The 22429-nt window shown below is 67.9% G+C and carries 18 protein-coding genes, 2 tRNA genes and 1 pseudogene; 8 read left to right on the top strand and 13 right to left on the bottom strand.

Annotated elements, in window-relative coordinates:
• Window positions 1-5: 5 nt before the first annotated feature.
• The 7 genes from ACFORO_RS20385 to ACFORO_RS20355 all read right to left on the bottom strand — a co-directional run bounded on the left by ACFORO_RS20385 (window position 6) and on the right by ACFORO_RS20355 (window position 7399).
• On the bottom strand, window positions 6-1370 hold the full coding sequence (locus tag ACFORO_RS20385) for an MFS transporter (protein ID WP_377871379.1): 1365 nt from the start codon (window positions 1368-1370) through the stop codon (window positions 6-8).
• A 173-nt stretch (window positions 1371-1543) separates the two neighbouring features.
• Window positions 1544-1948: a cobalamin B12-binding domain-containing protein gene (locus ACFORO_RS20380; protein WP_377871378.1), complete on the bottom strand. Its 405-nt coding sequence runs from the start codon at window positions 1946-1948 to the stop codon at window positions 1544-1546.
• Window positions 1945-3501: a methylmalonyl-CoA mutase family protein gene (locus tag ACFORO_RS20375; RefSeq protein WP_377871376.1), complete on the bottom strand. Its 1557-nt coding sequence runs from the start codon at window positions 3499-3501 to the stop codon at window positions 1945-1947. The genes ACFORO_RS20380 and ACFORO_RS20375 overlap by 4 nt, the downstream gene beginning before the upstream one ends.
• Window positions 3502-3517: 16 nt before the next feature.
• Window positions 3518-4300 carry an IclR family transcriptional regulator gene (locus ACFORO_RS20370; RefSeq protein ID WP_370935123.1) on the bottom strand — a complete coding sequence of 261 codons (783 nt, stop codon included), beginning with the start codon at window positions 4298-4300 and terminating at the stop codon, window positions 3518-3520.
• Between the two features lie 38 nt (window positions 4301-4338).
• On the bottom strand, window positions 4339-4725 hold the full coding sequence (locus tag ACFORO_RS20365) for a Zn-ribbon domain-containing OB-fold protein (protein ID WP_354736319.1): 387 nt from the start codon (window positions 4723-4725) through the stop codon (window positions 4339-4341).
• Window positions 4716-5891, bottom strand: coding sequence for a thiolase C-terminal domain-containing protein (locus ACFORO_RS20360; protein WP_377871375.1), 1176 nt, complete (start codon window positions 5889-5891; stop codon window positions 4716-4718). The genes ACFORO_RS20365 and ACFORO_RS20360 overlap by 10 nt, the downstream gene beginning before the upstream one ends.
• Window positions 5888-7399: an AMP-binding protein gene (locus tag ACFORO_RS20355; RefSeq protein ID WP_377871373.1), complete on the bottom strand. Its 1512-nt coding sequence runs from the start codon at window positions 7397-7399 to the stop codon at window positions 5888-5890. The genes ACFORO_RS20360 and ACFORO_RS20355 overlap by 4 nt, the downstream gene beginning before the upstream one ends.
• A 168-nt stretch (window positions 7400-7567) precedes the next feature.
• Between ACFORO_RS20355 and ACFORO_RS20350 the strand changes: the two genes are divergently transcribed.
• Entirely contained in the window at window positions 7568-8368 is an 801-nt protein-coding gene (locus ACFORO_RS20350; protein WP_377871372.1) for a nucleoside hydrolase, read from the top strand.
• Window positions 8369-8402: 34 nt separating this feature from the next.
• Window positions 8403-8903: a hypothetical protein gene (locus tag ACFORO_RS20345; RefSeq protein WP_377871371.1), complete on the top strand. Its 501-nt coding sequence runs from the start codon at window positions 8403-8405 to the stop codon at window positions 8901-8903.
• 79 nt (window positions 8904-8982) lie between these two features.
• Here the strand turns inward: ACFORO_RS20345 and ACFORO_RS20340 are convergent, their stop codons facing one another.
• The 6 genes from ACFORO_RS20340 to ACFORO_RS20315 all read right to left on the bottom strand — a co-directional run bounded on the left by ACFORO_RS20340 (window position 8983) and on the right by ACFORO_RS20315 (window position 17549).
• Window positions 8983-9612, bottom strand: a complete 630-nt coding sequence (locus ACFORO_RS20340; RefSeq protein WP_377871370.1) for an HAD family hydrolase — start codon at window positions 9610-9612, stop codon at window positions 8983-8985.
• Between the two features lies 1 nt (window position 9613).
• Entirely contained in the window at window positions 9614-11011 is a 1398-nt protein-coding gene (locus tag ACFORO_RS20335; protein WP_377871369.1) for an MFS transporter, read from the bottom strand.
• Between the two features lie 668 nt (window positions 11012-11679).
• Entirely contained in the window at window positions 11680-13548 is a 1869-nt protein-coding gene (locus tag ACFORO_RS20330) for a hypothetical protein (RefSeq protein WP_377871368.1), read from the bottom strand.
• A 1540-nt stretch (window positions 13549-15088) separates the two neighbouring features.
• Window positions 15089-17368, bottom strand: a complete 2280-nt coding sequence (locus tag ACFORO_RS20325) for a hypothetical protein (RefSeq protein WP_377871367.1) — start codon at window positions 17366-17368, stop codon at window positions 15089-15091.
• A gap of 23 nt (window positions 17369-17391) precedes the next feature.
• Window positions 17392-17464 (bottom strand) — tRNA-Leu (locus ACFORO_RS20320).
• Window positions 17465-17474: 10 nt separating this feature from the next.
• Window positions 17475-17549: transfer RNA gene (locus ACFORO_RS20315), tRNA-Thr, on the bottom strand.
• A 288-nt stretch (window positions 17550-17837) separates the two neighbouring features.
• On the opposite strand from ACFORO_RS20315, the gene ACFORO_RS20310 reads away from it, so the two are divergent.
• The 6 genes and pseudogenes from ACFORO_RS20310 to ACFORO_RS20285 all read left to right on the top strand — a co-directional run.
• Window positions 17838-18194, top strand: a complete 357-nt coding sequence (locus ACFORO_RS20310) for a hypothetical protein (protein WP_377871366.1) — start codon at window positions 17838-17840, stop codon at window positions 18192-18194.
• A gap of 1 nt (window position 18195) precedes the next feature.
• The gene (locus ACFORO_RS20305) at window positions 18196-18585 is read left to right on the top strand and encodes an SCO4402 family protein (RefSeq protein WP_377871365.1); all 390 of its coding nucleotides are present in this window, start codon (window positions 18196-18198) and stop codon (window positions 18583-18585) included.
• Window positions 18586-19071: 486 nt separating this feature from the next.
• Complete coding sequence (locus ACFORO_RS20300; RefSeq protein ID WP_377871364.1) at window positions 19072-19380, top strand: hypothetical protein; 309 nt, start codon at window positions 19072-19074, stop codon at window positions 19378-19380.
• Window positions 19380-21065, top strand: coding sequence for an alpha/beta hydrolase (locus ACFORO_RS20295; protein ID WP_377871363.1), 1686 nt, complete (start codon window positions 19380-19382; stop codon window positions 21063-21065). The genes ACFORO_RS20300 and ACFORO_RS20295 overlap by 1 nt, the downstream gene beginning before the upstream one ends.
• Before the next feature lie 9 nt (window positions 21066-21074).
• A complete protein-coding gene (locus tag ACFORO_RS20290; protein ID WP_354736346.1) occupies window positions 21075-21653 on the top strand; it encodes an LppA family lipoprotein in 579 nt (192 codons plus the stop codon).
• A 117-nt stretch (window positions 21654-21770) separates the two neighbouring features.
• Window positions 21771-22429 (top strand): annotated as a pseudogene (locus tag ACFORO_RS20285) (integrase core domain-containing protein); the annotation flags it as partial.

Here is a 22429-nt window from a genome sequence, read left to right as displayed (position 1 = left end):
TTTGGTCAGACGGCTGGGTCGTTCGCGGCGGCGGGTTCGGCCGCCGCCACTGGTTCGTTGATGTCTTTCAGGTGGGTTTCCGGCATGAGGAGTACCGCGCCGAAGGTGATCGCGCAGACCACCGCCATGTAGATGGCCACCGACATCGAGGATCCGGTCGCCGCGTACAGCGACGTCGCGATCAGCGGGGCGAACGCACCGCCGACGACGGCGCCGATCTGCACGCCCAGCGAGACGCCGGAGTACCGGAGCCCGGTGGAGAACGCTTCGGCGAAGAAAGCGCCCTGCGGTCCGTACATCGTGGTGTGCATCAGGCCGAGGCCGACGATGAACGCGACGAGGATCAGGAACGTCGATTTCGTGTTCAGCAGCGGCCAGAACGCGAACGAGAAGGCGCAGAGCATCCCCGAACCCGCCAGCAGCATTGCGCGGCGGCCGATGCGGTCGGAGATGGCGCCGGACACCGGGAGCAATACCAGTTGCACCCCGGCCGCGACGAGCACGGCGAGCAGGACGGTGTCCTTCGACAGGCCCAAAATCGCGGAGTTCGTGCTGTAGGAAACCGCGAACGTCATGAACAGGTAGTAGGTGACGTTGATACCGATGTAGGCGGCCGCGACCAGCGCGATTTGCTTGTAGTGGACGCGAAACGCGCGCAGCACGGGCGAGCGTTCGGCGTCCGGCTTCTTGACTTGCTTGAGCCGTCGGAACGCATCCGTGTCTTCGAGACGCAGTTGCAGGTGGATGGCCAGCCACACCAGCACGGCGCTCGCGAGGAACGGAACGCGCCAGCCCCACGCCTCGAACGCGGCGGGCGAGGTGAACCGGATGGCGGCGATGAACGCGAGGTTGCCGAGGATGATGCCGCCCGGACCGCCCGCCTGAGCGAAGCTCGAGAAGAAGCCGCGCTTCCGGGGCGGCGCGCTCTCCATCGCGAGCAGGACGACCCCGCCGAGCTGTCCGCCGACCGCGATGCCCTGGAGGAAACGCAGCAATACCAGCAGAATCGGCGCGGCGACCCCGATCACCGAGTGCGTCGGCATCAGGCCGATGAGCGTCGACGCGAGCCCCATCCCGGCCAGCGCCCCGATCAGCGCCTTCTTGCGGCCGTGCACGTCGCCGATGTGGCCGAAGAGCACCCCGCCGAGCGGTCGGGCGATGAAGCCGACCGCGAAGGTCGCGAAGCTGAGCAGTGCGCTGGTCAGCGCGGTTTGCTCGGGGAAGAAGAGTTGGGGGAAGACCAGCGCCGCCGCGGTGCCGTAGATGAAGAAGTCGTAGTTCTCGATGCTCGAGGCCGAGAGTGCGGTCACCGCGACCTTGGCCAGTCTCGTCTCGGGTCGTGCCTGGGTCGGTTCCTGCGCCGGCGCCATTGCCCGCTCCTTCCGCCACCTTCGACGGCCGTCGGGACGAAACTCTCTGTGTTTCGTCCTATGAAACGTGCGAATCACTACGTGATATGGATTGTCTACTCGCCCTGGTCACGCAGGTCAAGAGGGGTCTTGCCTCGGCTCTTCAGAGGTCCGTGAGGGGAACCCTGAGGGACTCAGATTCCCTCAGGGTTCCCCTCACGGACGGCGGCCCGGCGGAATGCTGCGACGACCTCCTCCATCGACGCACCGGGCCCGAAATGCCGGTGGACGCCCGCCGCCATCATCCGATCGATCTCGGCAGGCTCGTCGATACCGCCAGCGAGGACGGGGACGTCAGAGCCTTCGCGACGCAGTCCCTCGACGGTCAGCGAGGCGAAGTGACCGAGCCCGCCGCTGAGGCAGCTGAGCCCGACCGCATCGGCGTCCTCCTGGACCGCGACCTGCACGATCGTCGCGGTGGCGACGCGTTTACCCAGGTAGACGACTTCGAATCCGGCGTCGGCGAGGTGCTTGCCGATGAGCCGGACGCCAACGTCGTGTCCGTCGAGGCCGAGTTTGGCGAGGACGACGCGTTTCATCGGTCGAACCCTTCCCGGGTAGCCCCGACGATCTCGGCGGAGGTCGCACCCGCACGCAGCGCCTCGATACTGGGCTGGACGAGATTCTCGGTCCCCGCGGCCGCGGTCTCGACCGCCTTGAGCGCCCGGTCGACCAGCGCGGTGTCCCGGCGGCGCTTGTGCTCGGTGATCCGTTCGACGGCATCCCGCTCGACCTTCGCGAAGTCGATCTCGCCCGAGCTCTTGCCCGCGAACCACTCCGCGCGGGCCTTGGCGTCGAACACGCCGTGACCGACCATCAGCCGCTCGCCGGATCTCAGTTGTTCCTGGCGGGCGCCTCGGTTCTCGTCGATGCGCCCGGCGATGTAGCCGTTCTCGATGGCTTCGAGCGGTCCGCCGGCCTCGGCGAGGCGGTCGAGTTCGAGCCGGACCTTGCGCATCACCTGCTCGTCCACGTCGCGCAGTTTGGCGCTGCCCGCGAGCGGGTCGATGGTCGTCAACGTGCCGTGTTCGTAGGCGACGACCTGCATCGTCCGCACGGCGAGCGCGGCGGCGTCGGCGGACGGGATGCGCAAGGCCTCGTCGTAACCGGTGGCGCAGAGGTAGTCGACGCCGCCGAGCATGGAACCGAGCACGCTGAGCGTCACGCGCGGGATGTTGACCAGCGGTTCCTCGGCGGATTCCAGGCCGTGCGCGTAACCCATGAGCTTCGCGACGGGCTGCTCGGAGATCGGAATGCCGTAGCGGTCAAGCAGAATCTCACTCCACAGGAGCCGCGCTGTGCGGAAAACCGAAGCCTCCACGAACAAATCGCTGCGCTCGTTGAGGAAGAACATCAACTTCCCGGCGACGTCCGCGGGTTCGTAGCCGCGCGCGGCCAATTCGTCCACATACGCGATGGCGTTCCCGAACGCGAAAGCCACCGCCAGCAGCGGACCCGCGCCCGCGACGTCGTAGTGGTTGGAGCAGACGGTGAGCGCCGCACCGGGCATGTCCTCGTCGATCGCGAACGCGACGCAGTCGGCGGCGATCCGCAGCGCCTGCGCGGGGGAGTGGATCTCGGTGCCCCGCGCGGTGAATTCCTTGAGCGGATCGTTCTGCATCACCAGCTTCACGTGCCGAGCGTCCCGATCGGACAGAACACTGTGGACCATTCCCAGCGCGACGTGGCCGAGCGAGTTCTGCAGCATCCCGACGCTGTCGGCGGCGGAGAGGTCGAGCCGGGAGCAGATCGTGGCGAAGTCGTCGAGCGTCGCGCACGACACCCCGGCACGGCCGACCTGGGCGTGCGAAAGCTCGTGGTCGGGGTCGAACCCGAGCTGCGAGGGCAGGTCCGCGGCCAGCAGGAACGACTCCGCGCCGACCTCCTGCAGCACGGCGAGCCGTTCCGCGGTCATCGCGGGCGGGCCGAGTCCGGAGTAGACCATGAAGCGCGGCCGGAACGGTCCGGGCCCGGCGATCCGGTTGTCGCTCCACGCTTTCAGCGCGGGCTCGGCAGCGGTCGGTGCGTACCGCGCGCGGATCGGGACCCGGCCGTCGTTCGCCGTGGTGATGTCGTCGCTGTCGTGGGCCACTGGACCTCCGTCTCGTTCAGTCCACTTCGGATGCTCCGGACACCGTCGCCGAAATTCGGGCCGCGACCTCCCGTACGTGGCGTTCGATCTCGGCGATTTTCTCCTTGCCGAGGCGGCCTTCCGGTCCGATGACGCTCAACGCCGCGAGCGCGAAGCCGTTCGCGTCCGTGATCGGCGCGGTGACGCCGACCGCGCCCATCGCCCGTTCGCCGTGGCTGTGCGCGATGCCCGCGGCCGCGATGCTCTTCAGCTGGGCGCGCAGGGTTTCGAGGTCGGTGATCGTGTTCGGCGTCGTCGGGTTGAGCGGGAGATCCTTGAGCAGGCGCTCGCGCTCGGCCTCGGGCATGAACGCAAGCAGCGTCTTGCCCGCCGACCCGGTGTGGATGCCCTCGGAAACGCCGACGCCCGCGATGTAGCGGATGAGGTGCGGGCTGGGCAGTTCCTTGACGCAGATGCGGGAACGGCCGGCGCGCACGTGCACCGCGACGGTCTCCGCGGTGACGTCGCGCAGTTGCTCCAGCGCGTCCGTCGCTTCGAAGATGAAGCCCGCGTTGCCGTTGGAGATCGACGACATCAGGTGGAAGCAGCCGGGGCCGAGCCCGTAGTGCCCGCTGGCCTGGTCCTGGACGACCATTCCCTTGGCGCGCAACGTGCTCAGCAGCCGATAGGTCGTCGGCTTCGACAGCGAGACGACCTCGGCCACGTCGCCGAGCGTGAGCGGGTTGTGTCCGAGTGCGAACAGGATGTCGATCGCCCGGCTGACCGCGCGGACCGTGGAGCCGTCGGGGGTTTCAGTCACTGGTCACCTCTGCGTTTTCCTCAGGTGAGGCCACCGTATCAACCAGCGAAACGCTCGGGCACGAACCAGTAGCGCGGCGTCTCGCCTATCCGCACGCGCACGGCCATTCCGGCCTCAAGCCCGTCCCCGTCCGTCCGGACCTGGCCGAACACCATCGGCCCGCCGTCGTCGAGGGCGATCTGACCGAGCGTGTACGGGGCGGGCAGCCCAGGTCGCTCGACGTGCACGGTTGTGTAGGTGAGCAGCACGCCGGTCGCTGCGAACGTGTGCTCGGCGGGCGCGGCCGTCCCGCATCGATGACAGACGGCGCGCGCTGGAAACGACGCCGCGCCGCATTGTCCGCAACGGCTGCCGACGAGCGCGTGCCCGTTGTCGCGCGGCCTCTCCGCGGTAGTCGGAACCTTCAAAGCGGCGTTCAATCCCATGGATCGGTCCTCTCCAGCAAATGCACGCACGAGACGGCTGACTCGCCCTCCAGCCAGCCGCCGTTGTTGTGGGCGAGGCCGATGCGCGGACGCTGGGTCTGCCGTCCCGTCGCCTCGCCACGCAACTGCCAGATCAACTCGGCGATCTGAGCCAATCCGGTCGCCCCCACCGCGTGCCCGCGCGACGACAGCCCGCCGCTGGGATTGACCGGCCGGCAGCCGTCGATCTGCGTCGTGCCACTGTCGAGCAGCGCGCCCGCGTCGCCCGGATTGCAGAAGCCGAGCTGCTCGTACGCGATGAGTTCGGCCGGAGCCATCGCATCGTGTACTTCGGCGACATCGACGTCCTCCGGCCCGAACCCCGCCTCCGCATACGCCGCAGCCGCGCACAATTCGGTCAACGACGGCTCGTTCCCGGTGGTCGTGTACCCGGTTGCCGCTTGCGACGCTCTAATCCGGACAGTCGGCTTTCTGGTGGGAATCGCCCCACACCGCGCCACCACGACCGCCGCCGCACCGTCGCAGATGGAACTGCACATCAGCAACGTCAACGGATCAGCGATCGGCCGCGAACCCAGCACTTCCTCAGGACTGACGACTTTCCGGTGCTGCGCATACGGATTGCGCTCGCCATTGGCGTGGCTCTTGACGGAAACCGCGACCAGATCGTCCACCGTCAGCCTGCCCGCCGCGATGAGCTTGCGCAGCCGCATCCCGTAAACCGCGGTGAACTGCAGCCCGATCCCGGACACCACATCGAGGTCACCCGCGGACTCCAATGCCGCGAGTGTCCGGGAACGGTCCTCCACGAACATCTTCTCCACGCCCGCGACCAGCACTGTATCCGCCGACCCGGCGCGAATGGCCAAGATGGCCTGCCGCAACGCAGTCGACCCACTCGCACACGCGTTCTCGACATTCGTGACCGGGACGCGCTCGATCCCGATCTCCCGCATGACCGACTGACCGCGGATCATCTCCTGCCCCTGCAGCAACCCTGCCATCGCATTGGCCGCGTAGACCGCGTCGATGTCGCGCACCGCAAGCCCCGCGTCAACCAACGCGGACACACACGCGACGCGGTTGAGATCTTTCAGCGAGGAGTTGGTGTACCGGCCGAAGGGATGCATCCCCACGCCCAAGATCTCAATGTCGTCGGTGTTCACTCGAACCCTCCGATCAGCTTGTCGCGCAATTCGACCCGGTCGACCTTCCCGTAGGGCGTGCGCGGAATGGCGTCCCAGATCTCGAGCCTTCTCGGCGTGCGAATCCCCAGCCGGGGCCGGACAAACTCGATCAGTTCCTGGCTGGACGCCGACTGCGCGTCCCGCAACCGCACCACCGCCGTGACCGCGTCGCCCCAGCGCGGGTCGGGAAGGCCGAGCACGACCGCTTCGCTGACCGCCGCGTGCGCCGACAGTTCGTTCTCCACCTCGCGAGGCGCGATGTTGTACCCGCCGGAATTGATCATTTCGTCATTGCGCCCTTGGAGATGAACAAACCCGCGCTCGTCCGCCCGCGCGAGATCTTTGGTGCGCAACCACCCGTCCACCAGAACCGCGGCCGTAGCCTCAGGTTTGCGGTGATACCCGGACATCAAATGCGACCCGCGCACATAAACCTCCCCGATCTCGCCCGGCCGCGCGACCCGTCCGTCCCCGTCGCGCACCTCGACCGCCACCGACCGCCAAGGCCGCCCCGCGGACTGTCTCGCCTGCGCGTCAAGATGATCGGACTTGCTGAGGCAGGTAATCGTCATCGGGGCCTCGGATTGCCCGTAGTCCTGCACCAACGTCGGCCCGAACCGATCGAGCGCGCGCTCAAGGACCGGTAACGCCACGCTCGACGCCCCGTAGACGATCGTCTCGAAACCCCACTCGCCGTGCGCCGCGTCCAGCAACGGTTCGAGCATCGCCGGAACCGCTTTTAGCGTACGGAAATGCCCCTTGCGGGAACGCTGCCACACTTCGTCGGGATCGAACTTGGGCATGACGTGCACACCTGCCCCGCTGATCAAATACGGCAACACGAAATACCCCGACGCGTGCGAAACCGCCTGGGTAAGCAAAATCTGCTCGCCCTCACGAACCGGTGCCAGTTCCAGCAGCAGATTCAACGCCACCTCACGCAGCGCCCGATGCGACAGCACGACTCCCTTGGGCCGCCCCGTTGTCCCGGAGGTGTAGGAAATCCAGGCCGCGCCTTCAGGATCGCCGTCGCGCAAGACCGGCTCGGCTTTCGCTTCCGCGATGAGCCGCTCGTACGAGTGTTCAAAGCTGTTGTCTTCCTCGAACGGAATCACGAGGATCCCGAATTCCTCGGCCAGCGCGTGCGCCTCCGCCGCGAACCTGGGCGCGAAGAAGAGCGCTCTCAGTCCGGCATCCTCGGCTACGTAACGGAAATCCTCCAGATGCAGCCGCGCGTTGAGCGCCACCCGAACCCGCCGCCCCAGTGCGAGAGCACAGTCAGCCTCGACGAACTCCGTGCGATTGTCGGACAGGATCCCGACCCTCGCCCCTTCCGGGATGCCCAGGCTGTCGAGGCCATTGGCCACCCGCTCGGCGCGGTCGAGAAGCTCGCCGAAGGTACGCGCCGTACGCCCGTCGTCGACCGCCGTGAGGCCCCGATACGAGGCCCCCGCCCGGCGGAGCAAGTAGGCGGTGTCGAGAACCATCCGAGCGGCCTCCCTTGCTGAGGGTGTTTCATCTGGCGACAAGAACGTATTGTCTGATGAAACGACCTGTCAAGGGGGTGTGGTCCCTAGGGAGGCTCTCTGCCGTAGCACGCTCGCAGGCGGCGTAGAAGAATTGCGTCACCTGCGGGCTTCTGGAGAAGATGTCCCATGGCAACCACGACCACCGTCATCGTCGATCAGGACGGCGGTGTTGACGACGCGCTTGCCCTCGTTCTCCTCGCCCGCACCCCTGGCGTCGAGATCGTCGGCGTGGGTTCGGTGCACGGCAACGTATCCGCGACCGCCGCGGCCGACAATGGCGTGCGGGCCCTCGAGATCGCGGGTGATCAGTCGACGCCCGTCGCGGTAGGGGCGTCGGAGCCGCTCGCCCGGCCGCTTCATCTCGCCCACCCGGAAGATCTCCTGACCCTGGGCCCGCTCACCAATGTCGCGATCGCCCTGGACTCCGAACCCGAACTGCCCCGCCTGGTCCGGCGCGTGGTGTCGATGGGCGGCGCGTTCGAGGTGAAGGGCAACATCAGCGACTACGCCGAGAGCAACGTGTGGCACGATCCCGAAGCAGCCGCCCAGGTCGCAGCGGCCGGGTTCGACCTGACGCTGGTCCCTCTCGACGTGACCCGCAAGGCCACCGTCACCCGGCTGTGGCTCGAACGCCTCGCCACGGATCAGGACCGATTGTGGGGGCGCATGGCGGCGATACTCCTTGCCGTACCGGGGAAGTTACCGGCTTTTCCGCTGCACGATCCTTTGGCCGCCGCGATCCTGCTCGACCCGACGATCGCCAGGCTCCACCGCGCGTCGGTCACGGTCGACCTCGGGGAGCAGCGGCGTGGACAGACCCGAGCCGTCAAGGCCGCGTACCCGGCGGGGTCAGCTGTCGCCGTCGCCGCTGACACCAGTACGTTGCTTGAGCAGTTGACGCACGCTTTGATGCCTGGCCGCGCCTGACGCTGTCCGGGCTCTCGTTCAAGGGAGGGGCCTCGTGAAAATCTCTTTCTCGCCCAGTCCCGTCTATTCGCCGCACGGACGAGAGCGCACCCAGGGTGAAGACCTGACTTCCGTTTCCGAGAACGATCTGAGGTGGTACTACTTCCTCGGCCAGCTTTCGATCTCCCACACCGACGTCGAAATCGGGCCTTCGTGGGGCTGGATTCCGCTGTTCGACGCGATGTGCAGCGTACGGAATGCGATGAGGTCCGCTCGAGAAGGAAGCGGGGTCTGGAAGGTCGACTTCACCGAGAACGCCGAACTCATCACCTTCGAGTTCGATCGCGGTTCCCTCCGGGCGACTCCGACCTATCTGGAGACCACATTGCAATGCTCCGTCGACGAATTCGTGGACGCTGGGACGAGGTTCATCGCGGGAGAACTGCAACGGGTGATGCTGGAGTACCCCGCGCTGGCCGGTAACCAAGCTGTGCGTGCGCTGGCGCAAGCGGTCCGACGCATTGCTTCAGCACCTCGAATCCGACGGCGCCAATAGCAGCACCAACCCAAACACTGCGAAACGGCACCGGACGCCGTGGGAATTTCGTCAGCGCAGCGAAGAAAACCGTCCGCCGTCACAAGATCCCGTCAAACTCCAGCGAGAACGGCACCCGCACCTCAGTCAAATCGGCGACCACCAGATCGGCAGCCGAACCGTCGGCCCCGATCGCCACACAGAACGTCCCCGCAGCCTTGGCCGCGGTAATCCCAGCAGGAGCGTCTTCGAACACAACGGTCCGCGCAGGTTCGACGCCCAACCGTGCGCAACCGAGGAGATAGCCCTCAGGATCAGGCTTACCGCGCGAGACGTCCTCAGCAGTAATGACCGTATCGAACAGCGCCCGCACCCCGAGCGCGTTCAGCTCGGCGTGCGCATAGTCGCGAGTGCCCGACGTGACCACCCCGATCGGACAGTCAATCTCATGCAGCGCACGCACCAGCTCGACAGCTCCAGGCATCGGTTCGGCCACGTCGGTCGCGTAGGACATCGCCTCGGCGAACAGCCCGTCCACTGTGGACCCGTCAGGGAAGAGCCGAAGGTTCTCAACCAGCACCGTCTTGCCAGGACGCCCGGCGAACGAAGCGAGCAACGACTCGTCCAACCCGACCCCGTGGGCGCGGAACAACCGACGCCACGCGGCTTGGCTGCGGGGTTCGGTGTCGACAAGTGTCCCATCGAGATCGAACAGAGCTGCGGCGAGCATGTCATTTCCTTTCCGTGCCGAGCGCGACGACTGCGGCGATCAGGGCAAGCCCAGCGAACCCGCCCAGCACCGTCGCGAACGAAGGGGTCGTCGCGAAGGGGAGTCCAAGATAAGCCGTGCTCGCCCCCGCGACCCCGAGCGCGGCGCACAGCTGGGCATTAGTGTTGAGCACACCGGAGAGATCCGCGACGCGATCCGGCCGGGCGGTCGAGGTGACGCGGTCGATCAGCGAGTTCGAACTGGCCCCGAGGCCAAGCCCGCCGATCCCGAGAAACACGATCAACAGCGGCCCAGGACGCCCGGCGATCGACAGGTGAATGCACAACGAGGCATAGGCCGTAGCGAGGACAAGACACCCAGCGGTAGGCGCGAACCGGCGCCAGCGAGCGGGAAGACGGGGGAGCGCCAGCCCAGCCACCCCGAAGGCGGCAACCCAGGACACCATGGCCAGCCCGGTCGCAGCCGGTCCGAAGCCAACGCCTTGCTGCAGGTACAGCGCAAGCACGAACAACAGCCCGGCATAGGTCGCGGTGGTGAGACCATGCGCGATCAACCCGTTGCGTACCATCGGATCCGCGACCACATCCAACGCGACCAACGGACGCCTCCCACGCGCGACGGCTGCCCGGCAGTGGCGCACAAACCAGCCGAACACCACCAGGCTCGCCGCGAGACACAGCCACATCCACGTCGGCCAGCCATGCTCGCGCCCGAGCACCAGCGGCACGATCGCCAGCAAGACTGCAGTCGACAGCACGGCCGCGCCCGGCAGATCCAGCGCGCCTCGCTCGTCCCGCTTGTCCGCGGGCAACGTTTTTCGCGCCGCCAAAAGCAGCCCCGCCCCGACCGGGACGTTGATCAGAAAGACGGACCGCCAACCGGTGCCGAAGAGATCGGCGGAGACAAGCAGCCCGCCGAGAACCTGCCCCGCAACGGCCCCGCCCGAAAGCGCGACCGCGTAGTACCCCAGCGCCCGGCCCCGATCGCTCCCGGTGAAGTGCGTCTGGATCCCGCTCAGGACCTGCGGCACCATCAGCGCCCCGGCCGCCCCTTGCAGGAACCGCGCGACGACAAGCCAGCCGATCCCCGGCGCGACCCCGCAGGCCAGCGACGCGGCGGTGAACCCAGCCAGCCCCCACAGGAAAATCCGCCGCCGCCCGTGCGTGGCCCCCAGCCTCGCCCCGGTGACCAGCAGCACCGCGTAGGCGATGAGATAGCCCGAGACGACCAGCGCCACCGGCCCTTCCCCAGTGCCGAGCCCGGTCCGGATCGCGGGCGCGGCGATGTTGACCACCGCACCGTCCACATTGACCATGAACTGCCCGGACAGCAACACCGCGAGCAGCAACCCCCGGCGCACGCGGATCTGCTCGGAGGACGGGGAGAGTTCGACAGCCACAGGAGTCGAGCGTGCCTGGGCGGGGCCGGGCGCGCTGGCGGATTTCGGACACCGCTCTCGATCTTGGCGACGGGGTACTATGAGGTGTGCACGACGGTCGTCCGGAATTCGAGCTCCGGAATGAAATGCTTCGCGAATCAGGTCTTGTCGTGGTGGAAGCGAGTTATTCTTCCGCCGTACCCCCTCCGATGGACGCGTGGCGAGTTGTCATCAGCGGAGACGCTGTTCCGACCGTGCGGGTGCCACACGATTTCGAGACGGGAAACAATCTCAGCGAAGTTGAGCGGAGCTGGGTGTCGACGGCCGCGGACTTCGGCGTCTTTGGTCCCGGAGGGGACTTTCTGCTCAGCGTCGGAGTCCGTCAGCTGGGGACTCTGCCGTGGGCGCACGTCCGCCGTGGCCAAGACTCTTCCCTCGCGCGCCACCTGGCGAGCTATCCCGGCGAGCCTGAATTCGTGGCGATGTCCATGGACGGCCGGGCGATTTGCGGGGTGACGACTGAGGAATACGACATTTGGATCGTGGGTGCCAACCTTGGTTGACCGGTTCCCGGACGAGCCAATGCCCGCCCGGGACCCGCCCCGCACGCACGCCAGGCATCCGGCCGGTACCGACGGTCACCCGATCCCGCCCAGGCCGGAATGTCCGCCAGAACCGGCAGCGACGCCTCAGCGTGCGGGCCAGCGCACCGCGTGCACCTGATGGTCGCAGTTGTCGGACTTGCCAATGACGTCCCCGCGCGCGTTGACCCCCAACGCTCGCGCCGACGCCCCGCCCGACAGGGACGGCAAGACGGTCAGGGTCCCGTCCGCGCTCCACCGCAGCGCCCGGTCCGGAACGCCGGAGCTGAAGGCCGCCCACCCGACCACCTCTCCGGCACCGGTGATCCCGGTGGCCTCAGCATGGGTCGCGCCGGCGGGAACAGCGAGGACAGTGAGCTTGCCGTCCACACTCCACCGCGCCGGGCGATGAGCGGTATAGCCAGCCGCCTCGCCCCGGTCGTTGACCGCGAGGGCCGCGGTGTAACCGGCCAATGGCAGGCCGGGCAACGGGGTGAGAGTCCCGTCCGCCGCCCAGCGGAGCGCGTGCCGGGAGGTGTCGTCCCGGTGGCCGGAGTGCCCCACGACCACTCCCCGGTTGTTGACCGCCGTGGCTCCGCCGGTGAAGTCGCCGTCCAGCTTGGGCAGGTAGGTCGAAGTCCCGTCCGCGTTCCACCGGATCGGCCGGGCTCCCCGGAACCGCTGCGCCGTCCGGCCGACGATCACTCCGCTGTCGTTGATCCCCGCGGCGCTGGACCAGGCGTTTCCGCTCGGCGTCTTGAGCCGCGTGACGGTCCGGTCCGGGTTCCAGCGGATCGCCCAGGAGCCGTCCGTGCCCGCGACGACGCCACTGTCGTTGATCGCACTCGCCCACCGGGTGTCCCCGTCCGGGTCGAGGTCGGTCATGCGGCCGTCGCGGGACCAGAGCACCGGGTGGAGCTTGCCGCCGGATTTCCAGGAACTCCCGATGGCCTGCCCGCGAGCGTTGACCGCACTCGCCGAGGCCGACTCGAACCGGGGCAGCGAACGGCCCAGATCGACCGCCTGCCCCGACGGCGACCAGCGCACCGCTCGCCGCGCGGAGCCGGTGGACGACACGGAATAGCCGACCACCGTGCCGTACGAATCGATCGCGGAACCACTGCTCCCTCGGCTCCCCGGCAGCGCACCGAGATCCGTGATGCCGCCGCGGGAATCCCAGCGCACAGCGTGGCTGACCCCGTCCGCACCACTGGAATTGCCGGTGATGACCCCGGCTTTGTTGATCGCGTTCGCGCCGCCGCCCGAGTCCGGCGAACGAAGCCCCGGCAACTGGTGGACGGTCCCGTCCGCGTCCCAGCGCACCGGCCGCCCGCCAGAACTACCCACGACGATCCCGGTGTCACTGATGCCGGTCGCCTTGCTGTCGCTGGCCCCGGGAAGCAAGGCGAGTATGACGAACTTGCCGTCAGGGTCCCACCGGACAGCCTGATTCCGGATGGTCCCGACGACCGTCCCGCCGTCATTGATCGCCAACGCCGCCGACTCGTCGGCTCCCGAAGGCATCGGGAGCATCGTCAGATTCCCCTTGATGTCCCACCGCGCCGCCTGCCCACGGGAATTGACCGGCATAGTCAAACCGACCGCGACGCCCGCGGAGTTGACCGCCGCAGCCTCGCCGTACCCGAAACCGCTAGCCGAACGCAACTCGCCGAACGACCCGTCCGGCTGCCAGCGCACGGGTTTCTGCGTGCCGGCACCGTTGTAGGCGAACCCGACGACGACTCCGTGCGCACTGACCGCCCGTGCCGCCGACCTGCTAAACGGTGCGGGAACCGGCAGCCGGACCACCTCGCCGCCCGGCTCCCAACGCGCGGCGACGGAGGCCTCGGCCCCAGTGTCGTAAGAACCGACCGCGACACCACTGTCGTTGATCCCGGCGATCTCGCTCGAGGTATCGCCCGGAAACGCGCCGAGATCGACGACCGCCTCCGTCGCCGCGGCTTGGTTTCCGCCCAAGAGGAGGCCGCCGCCGAGTAAAAGGATGGAAAAGAAAGTGCCCGGAAAGGAATGTCTTCGCACCACTCGAGAACACCTCCCGATGCGCGCCGAATGCGCGACTGAGGGGAGTATGACCGGGGTGGGCCCGCCGCGGAAACCCGCTGATCGGACGCGCGGGATCGGCTGGTTGTCTGCGGTCAAGGCGCTGTTCTGTCCACTATGGACACTGAGGTGGCGGTACGTTTTGACGGGGAATCTTCTTTCCTCGCCGCGTCGTCGCGCCGATGTCGTGTCGCCCGTGTCCGCCGCATGCGGAAACTGAGCTTGCCGTCGCGTTGGCGAATGCCGCAGATTCACGAGCCGGACGTCGGATAAATGGTTGAGCAAAGTTGATTGACCTTGCTTATTCGATTTCTTTGCGGAGTTCGCCGGGCCGGGCCGGCTGGTGAGGGTCGTTGCGTGGCTTGTGGTCGTGTCCGAACCAGGTTTGCCCGGTGCCGTCGAGAACGACGCGAACGGCTCGGCAGGGCGGGCGTCCGTCGTCCTCAGGGTCGATGTTGTCGCAACTGGCGATGCGCATCACCGCGGTCCCGATCTCAAGCGAGGCGAGATCCTTCAGGTTGCTGTTGATCCTGCGTAGGGGACCACCCGCGCCCGCGCGGAGGAAAGCACTTCCCGACCGTGGATTTACGGGGCGGGCGGCCGATTCTCAGCTCGCCGGATGCTGGCTCAACCAGAACTACACCTTGACCCCAATCCTTGACGGTGACCCGTTCTGTGTCGCCATCACGCCGTAGCGCGCGACGGACGAGGCGAGGGTTGATCTTCCGTGGTCGCACCCGCGACCGAGTATGCCGCCTACCTGCGCACCGGCCAGACCGTCGACCCGGCCCATCCAGACCTTGTGGATCGACCTCCGCCGGATCGGCGACCCGGTTCCCGACGACGAACACGACGATTAACGCGCTCGCCGAGTCCGGCCCGCGAACAAGACGAGTCGCGTGTCCGCCCGCACCGAGTGGAACCTCCAAAGGCTGCGGAAACAATGCGATCTGACCCCTCAGTTCACGCGAGACGATCAGCGTGCGCTCACCTCGGGCCACGAGACTGCGAGACCCCCGCTCGCGCAGGGAAGACGTCGCCGACCCGGAGATCGTCCGGGGCTCGCTGGGACCACCCCCGCGCACGCGGAAAGGACCGATGGCTGTGCTTTCGGAGTCGCACGCTTCGAGGACCACCCCCGCTCGCGCGGGGAGGACGCTTTGTGACCTGCAGAGTTTATGGGGCTAAGGGTGGGTTCTCGTTCACGTTGCTCCGGCGGCTGTGTTGTTGGGCTGTGTGGCGGTGCGGGTTGAGGTGGCGGTTTGGCGGGGGATTCCGGGCGGATGCGGCGACTGGCGAGGCGATCTGTAGGTGTTTGCCGCCGAGTCCGAAGATGCCAAGCTGCACCGCCGGCGTATCCCGGCGAGCATCGGAGAACCCGGTGCCGTCGACCTGTGGTCCGGCAACGCAAAAGTGCCGGAGGTACACGGCGGTCCGAACGGGGTTAGGCAGCGCGCTAGCGGACATGGTCGGCAGCGTCCGGCAAACACCAGTGCCTGCCAGTGGTCCAGCCGAGGAAGCGCCGCCCTGCCGCGCTGTCCACCTGTCCGCCCGGGGTGAACCAGCCGCCCTCCACCACATGTGCCAAGCCGGTGACTGCCGGGGTAAACCGTTCGGCCAAGCCCGCTCGGGTCACCTGTTCGGCGAGTTGGCCCACGGTCGCGCGCTGAGTGTCGGCGTCGCAGAAGCTCAGGAAGAACAGCGCCTGTCGCCACGCGTAGGCCGCGTTCTTGATCGCTTGCAGGGCTGCGTGGTGATGGTCGGTGCGGGTCGCCAGCCGGGTCACCGTCCACTTCAATGACTCTGCGGCCAGCGCGGGCGCCGATGCCCGGAGGCGGCTTCGCAAGTCCAGCGTGTGCACCAAGACTGCCAGGTTCTGCGTCGTGAGGATCTGGCTCTGCTCCAGGACAGTGCCGTTCGCGGCGACCGAGCGGGGCCGGTGCGCCGGCTGGGCTTCGGAGGCTCGGGCCACGCACACGTCGGCGAATTCGTCGGCGGTGCGCTTGGCGAGCGCGCGAAACGGGCGCGGGCGTGGCGTCGAAGGCCAGGACTGCGGCAGGTCGTAGTAGCGGGCATAGAGCGTGCCTGCCATCGTGCGGCTCGTGATTTCCGCCGCCGCGCGCCATTTCGCGGTGAACCGGCCCATGAAGATGTCGGCGGCGACCTCCTCCACCAGCGGCATCGGCAGCTCGGCCTGTTTGGCCAGCGCGCCAAGTTCACGCACCAGCGTGTTCGGCAGGATCGCGTGCGGGAACGCGTTGAGCGCCAGCAGCACCGTCTGGGCCACTGTCTGGCGGGCTGCCCGGGCGGCGTCCGGCCGCCGCGCGCGCAACGGATCGATCGCGCGGACCCAGGGCAGTTCCTCGATGCGGATCTGGTGTTCCAGGTCGAGCAGCAGCAGGCTGCGCCGGCGGCGGAAGGCCGCGTAAGTCTGGGCGTACAGCGTCGAGAGCTGTTCGTTGTCGAAGTTCGCGGCCAGCAGTTGCGCGGTGATCTGCGGCAGGACCGTCGCGAGCACGTCGGCCGAGGTGATCACGTTGCGCGCGACCAGTTCCTCGATCGGGGCCTCCAGCGCACGGGCAACCTTGGCGACCAGATGGGCCGGTGCGTCCCCGGCAACCGCCTCGATCGACGGCAGCCCGCCGTCGGCGGGGAAGCGGTCCAGTCGCTCGGCCAGCGCGGCGGCGAGTGCGGCGTGGGTGGGCCGCGCGGCGACCGCGGCCTGCAGCGCCCGCAGCGCCGCCCGCGGTTCCGAGCCCGGTTCGCCGTGCTTGGTGACCGTGTTCGCCAGGGCACGGCGGATCCAGCCCACGTCCCGTCCGGTCAGTTCCGTGCTGTCGCGCTCGCATGCCAGCAACGCGCGGTGCAGCCGGGCGAAGTTGCTCTTCGGATGGGTGTGGGCTTTCGACGCGGTGTGCCGGGCGCTCGCGCTCGCGTAGTCCGCGAGCCACTGGGCGCGGCGCTGCGTCCAGTCGGCAGGCCAAGTACGGCACGGCCAGCCGCCGGTGACGTCATTTTCGGCCAGCCGCGGCAGATCGCCCTTCACGGTGTCGCACCAGAGCGCGACCAGTCGGTCGAACAGCGGGTGCCACACCTTCAGCGTTTCGAGCATCGCCGCGACCGCGGGCGGGGTGCTCGCCGATCCCAGCGATCCCCGGACCTCGCCGACGGTGCTCAGCCGCACCAACGCGCCCGCCGGTCGCGGTGCCGCGCCGGGCAGCGGGGCCAGGCGAAGGCGACGAAGGTACGGACGAAGCTCGGCGACCAGGTCGAGCGCGGCTTCGGCGTGCCCGTGGTCCAGCAGCCACGCCACGACCGGCAGCGCGGCATCCTCAGGAACCTCGATCCGGTAAGACTCGGACGCCAGCATGGCTCGGAGCGTGCCGAGCCCGGCGTCGGTGAGATACCAGAGGTTGAGCCGTTCGCGGTCGGTCGTGCCCGGCCCGTCGGCGCACAGGGCGACCTCGGCAGGGGAAAGCGGGACCTCGGCCAGGAAACGGCCGGTGGCGAACCCGCCGTGCGCGACTTCGAGGGTCACCCAAGCCGGAGTGCCCGCGACCGGAACCCGCGAGCCGATCCGGAGGGAGCCGTCGGCCATGCCGGCCAGGACCTCCCGCCACCGGTCCGCTTTCGCCCGCGCACGCTGCCGCGTCGCGCCGTCCTTCGCGGCCGCGGCGGTGTGCACAGCCCGTTCCAGCTGCCCGTAGGCATACCCCTCCGACGCGGTGTGTCCCATGTGGATTCCCCCTGCTCTCAAGGACTTGGAGGCAGGATTCGAACCCGCGCCCTCCCGGACCTGAGCCGGGTGTTCTGCCTGCTGAACTACTCCAAGACGCGGAGGATGGACATGGAGGCGGGACTCGAACCCGCGCCCTCCCGGTTACGAGCCGAGTGATCTGCCGCTGATCTACTCCATGCCGTTCCCCGCGCTGGAAAGCTTATGCCGCTGCGGGACAGCATCGCCACCGATTTCAGGCGGTCTCCGCTATTCCAACGGGGCGTGCGAATCCCTGGCATGACGCGCGGGGAGAATTCCCAGTTCGCGGCGACCGAGCGAGCCTGGGGACCGCTCCCGCTCGCGAGTACCATGATCGCGGAAACCCGACCGGACCTCAGATCCGGTGGCATCCCGGCGGCGGGCACCACGGACCCGAGCCGTGCCGGAGGGTCGTCGGTGCCAACGGAGACCTTGAAAGGACCATCCGATGACCTCGGAGCAAGCCCGTTCGCAGCTGCGGTCCCTGGTTCGAACGGTCGAACACCTGGCGGAACCGGCCGCTGCGCAGGTTGCTTACCTGCGCGATCTGCGGACCTACCCGTCCGCGGACGAACTGGCTCTGGAGTTCGATGCGATGCGGCGGTTTGTGCCAGAGCTTGCCGAATCCGGCCTGATCACGAGTTCTGCCATCGCGATACTGGATGCGATAGACGAGAAACTGATGGACATGAGCGGTCGTAAGAACGAGGATCTGTGGCACGTGGACTCGCTGGAGTCCTCGGCCGACTGGAAGGTCGTGCGCACGCTTTCGAGGGATGCCCTGGCCCGATGGAAAGTCTCTTGACATGAGTGGGATTCGCTTCCCTGGGATCAGAACTCAGATCGTCTCCGCGATCGTCAGTTTGTCGGACCGTGACTACCAGGAACGAGTGTGGATCCGGCGTGAATTCCCGCACCCGGACTACTACGACGAATTCGATTTGGCAGTGCACTCCCTCTTCGACGACTCGCCGATTCTTCCGTCCCCCGCGCCCGGCTGCGTCGGGGAGCTGATCTACGCCGACGAAGAGATTCCGCTGGCTCGGCTGGGGGAGATGCTCGGCCCGCTGATCGACGAACTCGGGGACGTTCCCGACGCCGAGTACCTGAACAGCCCGCAATGGCCGGAAGTGGTTCGCCGGGCGACGGCCGTGCGAGAAATAATGGAACGGAACGAGGAAACCCATCGTGATTGACAAACCCGGCGTCCAGCCCGAGGAGTGATGCGGTGGTGCCGCCGGGGAAGCGAGGACAACGGTCCCGATTCGTGCAGCGCGACCCGCTGGTGCGGACTGCTGGGCCTCTCGTTCGTCGCCAGCCCTCGGCACCCCCGGTTGCCTGACGCGACCGAGGAGCACAACGAGCTGATCGCGGTCTACCGGGCTAGGGAAGATCGCGGCGGTGAGGTGGCCGGTCGGTCCGCTGTCGATCCACCGGATCAACGGGACCCTGAAGACGTGCCTGAACCGTCGCGTGGGCCTCGCTCGTCGCCGCGAGGGCCGCCGTTGCCCCACGAGAGCGAACCATGACGCAGGACCTGGGTGGAATTGAGTAGTTCTGCTTAGGCCTGGTGAGTAGGTGCGCGTGGTTTGTGCAGGTAGGTGCCCCGCTCGGGGGGTAGCAAGGTTGATCTCGCTGTCCTTGCTCCCGTAGCGTGACGGGCTGACTACGGGAGGGGTCTGATGGGGTTCAGAGCGGTGCCGGACGCGTTGAGAGCGGCGGCCGGAGCGGCCGGGGAGAAGGCGGGCAGGCTGCGCGAGGCGGACTGCGCCGAACCGGTGGGACGGATCGGCGGGGCGGTACGGGGCGGAAAGGCCGCGGCCGCGGCCGGACACTGCCGGGAGTCCTTGTCGACGACGTTCGCGCAGTGGTGCGCTCAGGCGCAGCGCTTCGGCGAGCACCTCGGCGATGCGGCCGGTCGCTACGAGCGCGGCGACCACGAGGCGGCAGGGGTGTTCCCGTCCGCGCCGACGATGCGGGGGCCGCGCTGATGGTGTCGCTGGCCGATGTCCGGGCCTGGGACCATGCTGCGCTGGACGAGGTGTTCTCGGTCTTGCAGATCCGGACGCAGATCCTCATTCACGACGGGGACGACTACGGCAAGATCGTGCCCGTCGAGGGCTGGAGCGGGCCCGCGGCCGACAACGCGGCCGCTCAGCACAAAACTCACATGCAAGCCCTGGACGCTTATGCCGCCGGTGCCGCTGCTCTGGGCAAGGCGGTCGGGCAGGCCTCCGACGCGATCGTGGCGGTTCAGTCTGCGATCTACAATGCCGACGAGCTGGCCCGCAAATACGGATTCGCGATCGCTGACGCCGGCGGGATCGCTGACGCCTACGCCGGGAAGCAGCCGCCGCCCGACCTGAACCCCGACGACCGGGAACGCATCCATACCCAACTGGTGGACGAAATCGCCCAGATCCTGCGGACCGCCAACGACCTCGACGCCGATCTCGCGTCGGTGCTGGACCGCGCGGCGGCGGGCCAGTTCGGCACCGGAAACGAGTCCACAGTGGCCGCCGCGGCCGCCGACGGGCTGGCGGCGCCCGGCATCACCGCGTCCGAACCGCCGCCGAACGCGACGCCGTCGCAAGCCTCGGCCTGGTGGGCCACTCTCACGCCAGCCGAGCGCGACATCCTCATCCGAGACCGCCCGGGGACGGTCGGCGCGATGGACGGGCTGCCGGGCTCGGCCCGGGACCGGGCGAACCGGGCGGTGCTGGCGCAGCAAGAGACCGATCTGCGCCGGCAGCGAGAGGACATCCAGCGACGCATGAACGGGCTGAAAATGTCCGACCCGCAGCAGCAGACCGAGCACCACGACCTGCAAAGCCAGTTGGACCGGATCGACGGACGACTGTCCGAATTGGACAAGGTCGGCAAAGCGCTGGCGCAGCCGGGCAGTCGGCAGCTGCTAGTGCTAGACGGCGGCGGAGACCACCTGAAAGCGGCGGTCGCGTCCGGGAACGTGGACACCGCCCGCAACATCGTCACTTTCACTGGAGGGTTCGGCTCCTCCGTCAATGGCGATCTCCTTGACTACGACAAGCGAATGGACCAGATCAGGCAGGATGCCGACGACCTGTCGGAAAGGTACGGACACGGCGGAAAATCGGCGGCGGTGACGTGGATGGGATACGACGCGCCGCAGTCGGTCGACGTGCTGGGCACGGGGAAGGCCGAGGCGGGAGCGGGCAAACTGGCACCGTTCCTGCAGGGCCTGGACGCTTCACGCGAGGGCGACCCGGCGCGGCAGGTCGCACTCGGGCACTCCTACGGCTCCACCACCACCGGGATCGCGCTGCGCCACGCCGGAGCCGACGCGGCGATCTTCGCCGGGTCGCCCGGGATCGACACCGGGAACATCACCGACCTGAAAGTCCCGCCCGGCCAGTCCTACGTCCTCAAAAACGACGGCGACCCGGTTGCCACGTCCGGCTGGTTCGGCAAAGACCCCGTCGACATGCCCGGCGTGCACCACATGTCCACCGACCGCTCATACCCGGCCGACGGACCGCCCCTGGACGCCACCAGCGGGCACTCCAGCGTCGACCAGTACCTGCGCCCCGGCACCACCAGCCAGCACAACATCGCCGCCGTCGTCGCCGACACCCCCGCACAGCTCACCCTCCAAGACCAGCCGGGCTTCGAGTACCGCATGCCCGGCGGACGGTAGAAATCCCTCATGCCCCCGCACCGATCCCGTACCCGACGTCCGGCCACGCTGACTGTCGCCCGCCTCGCCGCGCTCGCACTGGCGCTCGCCGTGACCGGTGGCTGTGGACAGAAAGGACCCAGCGTGTCCGACGCCTACGACCAGCTCATGCAACGCCCTGACATCGACCAGGCCCAAGCCGCCTACACCACGATGACCAAGACCATCCGCGACCGCCTCACCGCCGAATTCGGCCGCACCTGGGAGCAAGGAGGAGAACTCAGCGGCAGCACCTGCGGCAACGACTACCCGGGACTCGACTCCGACGGCCAGACGCTCAGGCTGCCCCGCTGGGACTCGTCCGGAAACCTTCCCGACGCGGACTGGCCTCGCGCCCAAGCCTTGGTCGGGCAGATCGCCGCAGGCTACGGCTTCAACTCCGCCCCTAAAGTCTTCACCAACCGGCCCGGCGACCACGACGTGGCTTACGGCAAACCCGACGGCGCACTCCTGCACTTCGGCACTGCCGTAAACACCACCGTCCGCGTGGAGACAGGCTGCCACCTCACCGCCGAAGCGAAGAAACGAGGGGCACCGTCCCAGCAGTAGACGCACTGGCCGAGGAAAGCGCACAGCAGTCCTTGTGCCTGCGGGGGTTCCAGAAGTCGGTTCACGCGCCCGACCTGCGGAAACAGACACGTGTCGGGCAGGGCGTGATCGCCAGTCGTGACGTTGCGTTTGCTGTATCTGCTCTTCCTCCGGCTGGTGGGTCTGCTGGTGTTGCTCGGTCGCTCGTCGGCGTCGAAGGACGTCGAGTTGCTGGTGCTTCGCCACGAGGTGGCCGTGCTGCGCAGAGGCAACCCGAAGCCGCGCCTGGACTGGGCCGACCGGGCGGTGATTGCTGCGTTGGTCCGCCTACTGCCCACAGGATTGCGGCTGCGCCGGTTGGTCACTCCGGCCACGATCGTGCGCTGGCACCGGCGTCTGGTCGCCGGGAAGTGGACGTATCCACACCGAGTCGGCCGTCCGCCTGTCGACATCGCGCTCGCCGAGTTGATCGAACGGACGGCCACTGAGAACCGGCACTGGGGTTACGAGAGGATTCACGGTGACCTGCTCAAGCTTGGTCGCCGGGTCGGTTCTTCGACGATCCGGCGGGTCCTGAAGCGGGCGCGGACGCCTCCCGCGCCGGACCGGCAGAACGACACAACCTGGCGGCAGTTTCTGCGCACGCAGGCATCGACGATGCTGGCCCGCGACTTCCTCCACGTCGACTGCGCGCTCGCCCTGAAGCGGATCTACGTGTTGTTCGTGGTGGAGGTCGGCGGCCGTTGCGTCCACGTTCTCGGCACGGCCACCCACCCGGACGGCGGGTGGACCACGCA

Origin of the sequence: Amycolatopsis halotolerans (genome assembly GCF_042647905.1) — a bacterium.
Classification (GTDB): domain Bacteria; phylum Actinomycetota; class Actinomycetes; order Mycobacteriales; family Pseudonocardiaceae; genus Amycolatopsis; species Amycolatopsis halotolerans.
This window is presented reverse-complemented; position numbering and strand designations above follow the sequence as displayed.

What these genes read in the sequence shown, in the direction of transcription:
- ACFORO_RS20385 (WP_377871379.1), bottom strand. Translation starts at nt 1,370, where the DNA reads ATGGCGCCGGCGCAGGAACCGACCCAGGCACGACCCGAGACGAGACTG.
- ACFORO_RS20290 (WP_354736346.1), top strand. Translation starts at nt 21,075, where the DNA reads ATGCCCCCGCACCGATCCCGTACCCGACGTCCGGCCACGCTGACTGTC.
- ACFORO_RS20295 (WP_377871363.1), top strand. Translation starts at nt 19,380, where the DNA reads ATGGTGTCGCTGGCCGATGTCCGGGCCTGGGACCATGCTGCGCTGGAC.
- ACFORO_RS20340 (WP_377871370.1), bottom strand. Translation starts at nt 9,612, where the DNA reads ATGCTCGCCGCAGCTCTGTTCGATCTCGATGGGACACTTGTCGACACC.
- ACFORO_RS20310 (WP_377871366.1), top strand. Translation starts at nt 17,838, where the DNA reads ATGACCTCGGAGCAAGCCCGTTCGCAGCTGCGGTCCCTGGTTCGAACG.
- ACFORO_RS20380 (WP_377871378.1), bottom strand. Translation starts at nt 1,948, where the DNA reads ATGAAACGCGTCGTCCTCGCCAAACTCGGCCTCGACGGACACGACGTT.
- ACFORO_RS20365 (WP_354736319.1), bottom strand. Translation starts at nt 4,725, where the DNA reads ATGGGATTGAACGCCGCTTTGAAGGTTCCGACTACCGCGGAGAGGCCG.
- ACFORO_RS20305 (WP_377871365.1), top strand. Translation starts at nt 18,196, where the DNA reads ATGAGTGGGATTCGCTTCCCTGGGATCAGAACTCAGATCGTCTCCGCG.
- ACFORO_RS20325 (WP_377871367.1), bottom strand. Translation starts at nt 17,368, where the DNA reads ATGGGACACACCGCGTCGGAGGGGTATGCCTACGGGCAGCTGGAACGG.
- ACFORO_RS20355 (WP_377871373.1), bottom strand. Translation starts at nt 7,399, where the DNA reads ATGGTTCTCGACACCGCCTACTTGCTCCGCCGGGCGGGGGCCTCGTAT.
- ACFORO_RS20350 (WP_377871372.1), top strand. Translation starts at nt 7,568, where the DNA reads ATGGCAACCACGACCACCGTCATCGTCGATCAGGACGGCGGTGTTGAC.
- ACFORO_RS20300 (WP_377871364.1), top strand. Translation starts at nt 19,072, where the DNA reads ATGGGGTTCAGAGCGGTGCCGGACGCGTTGAGAGCGGCGGCCGGAGCG.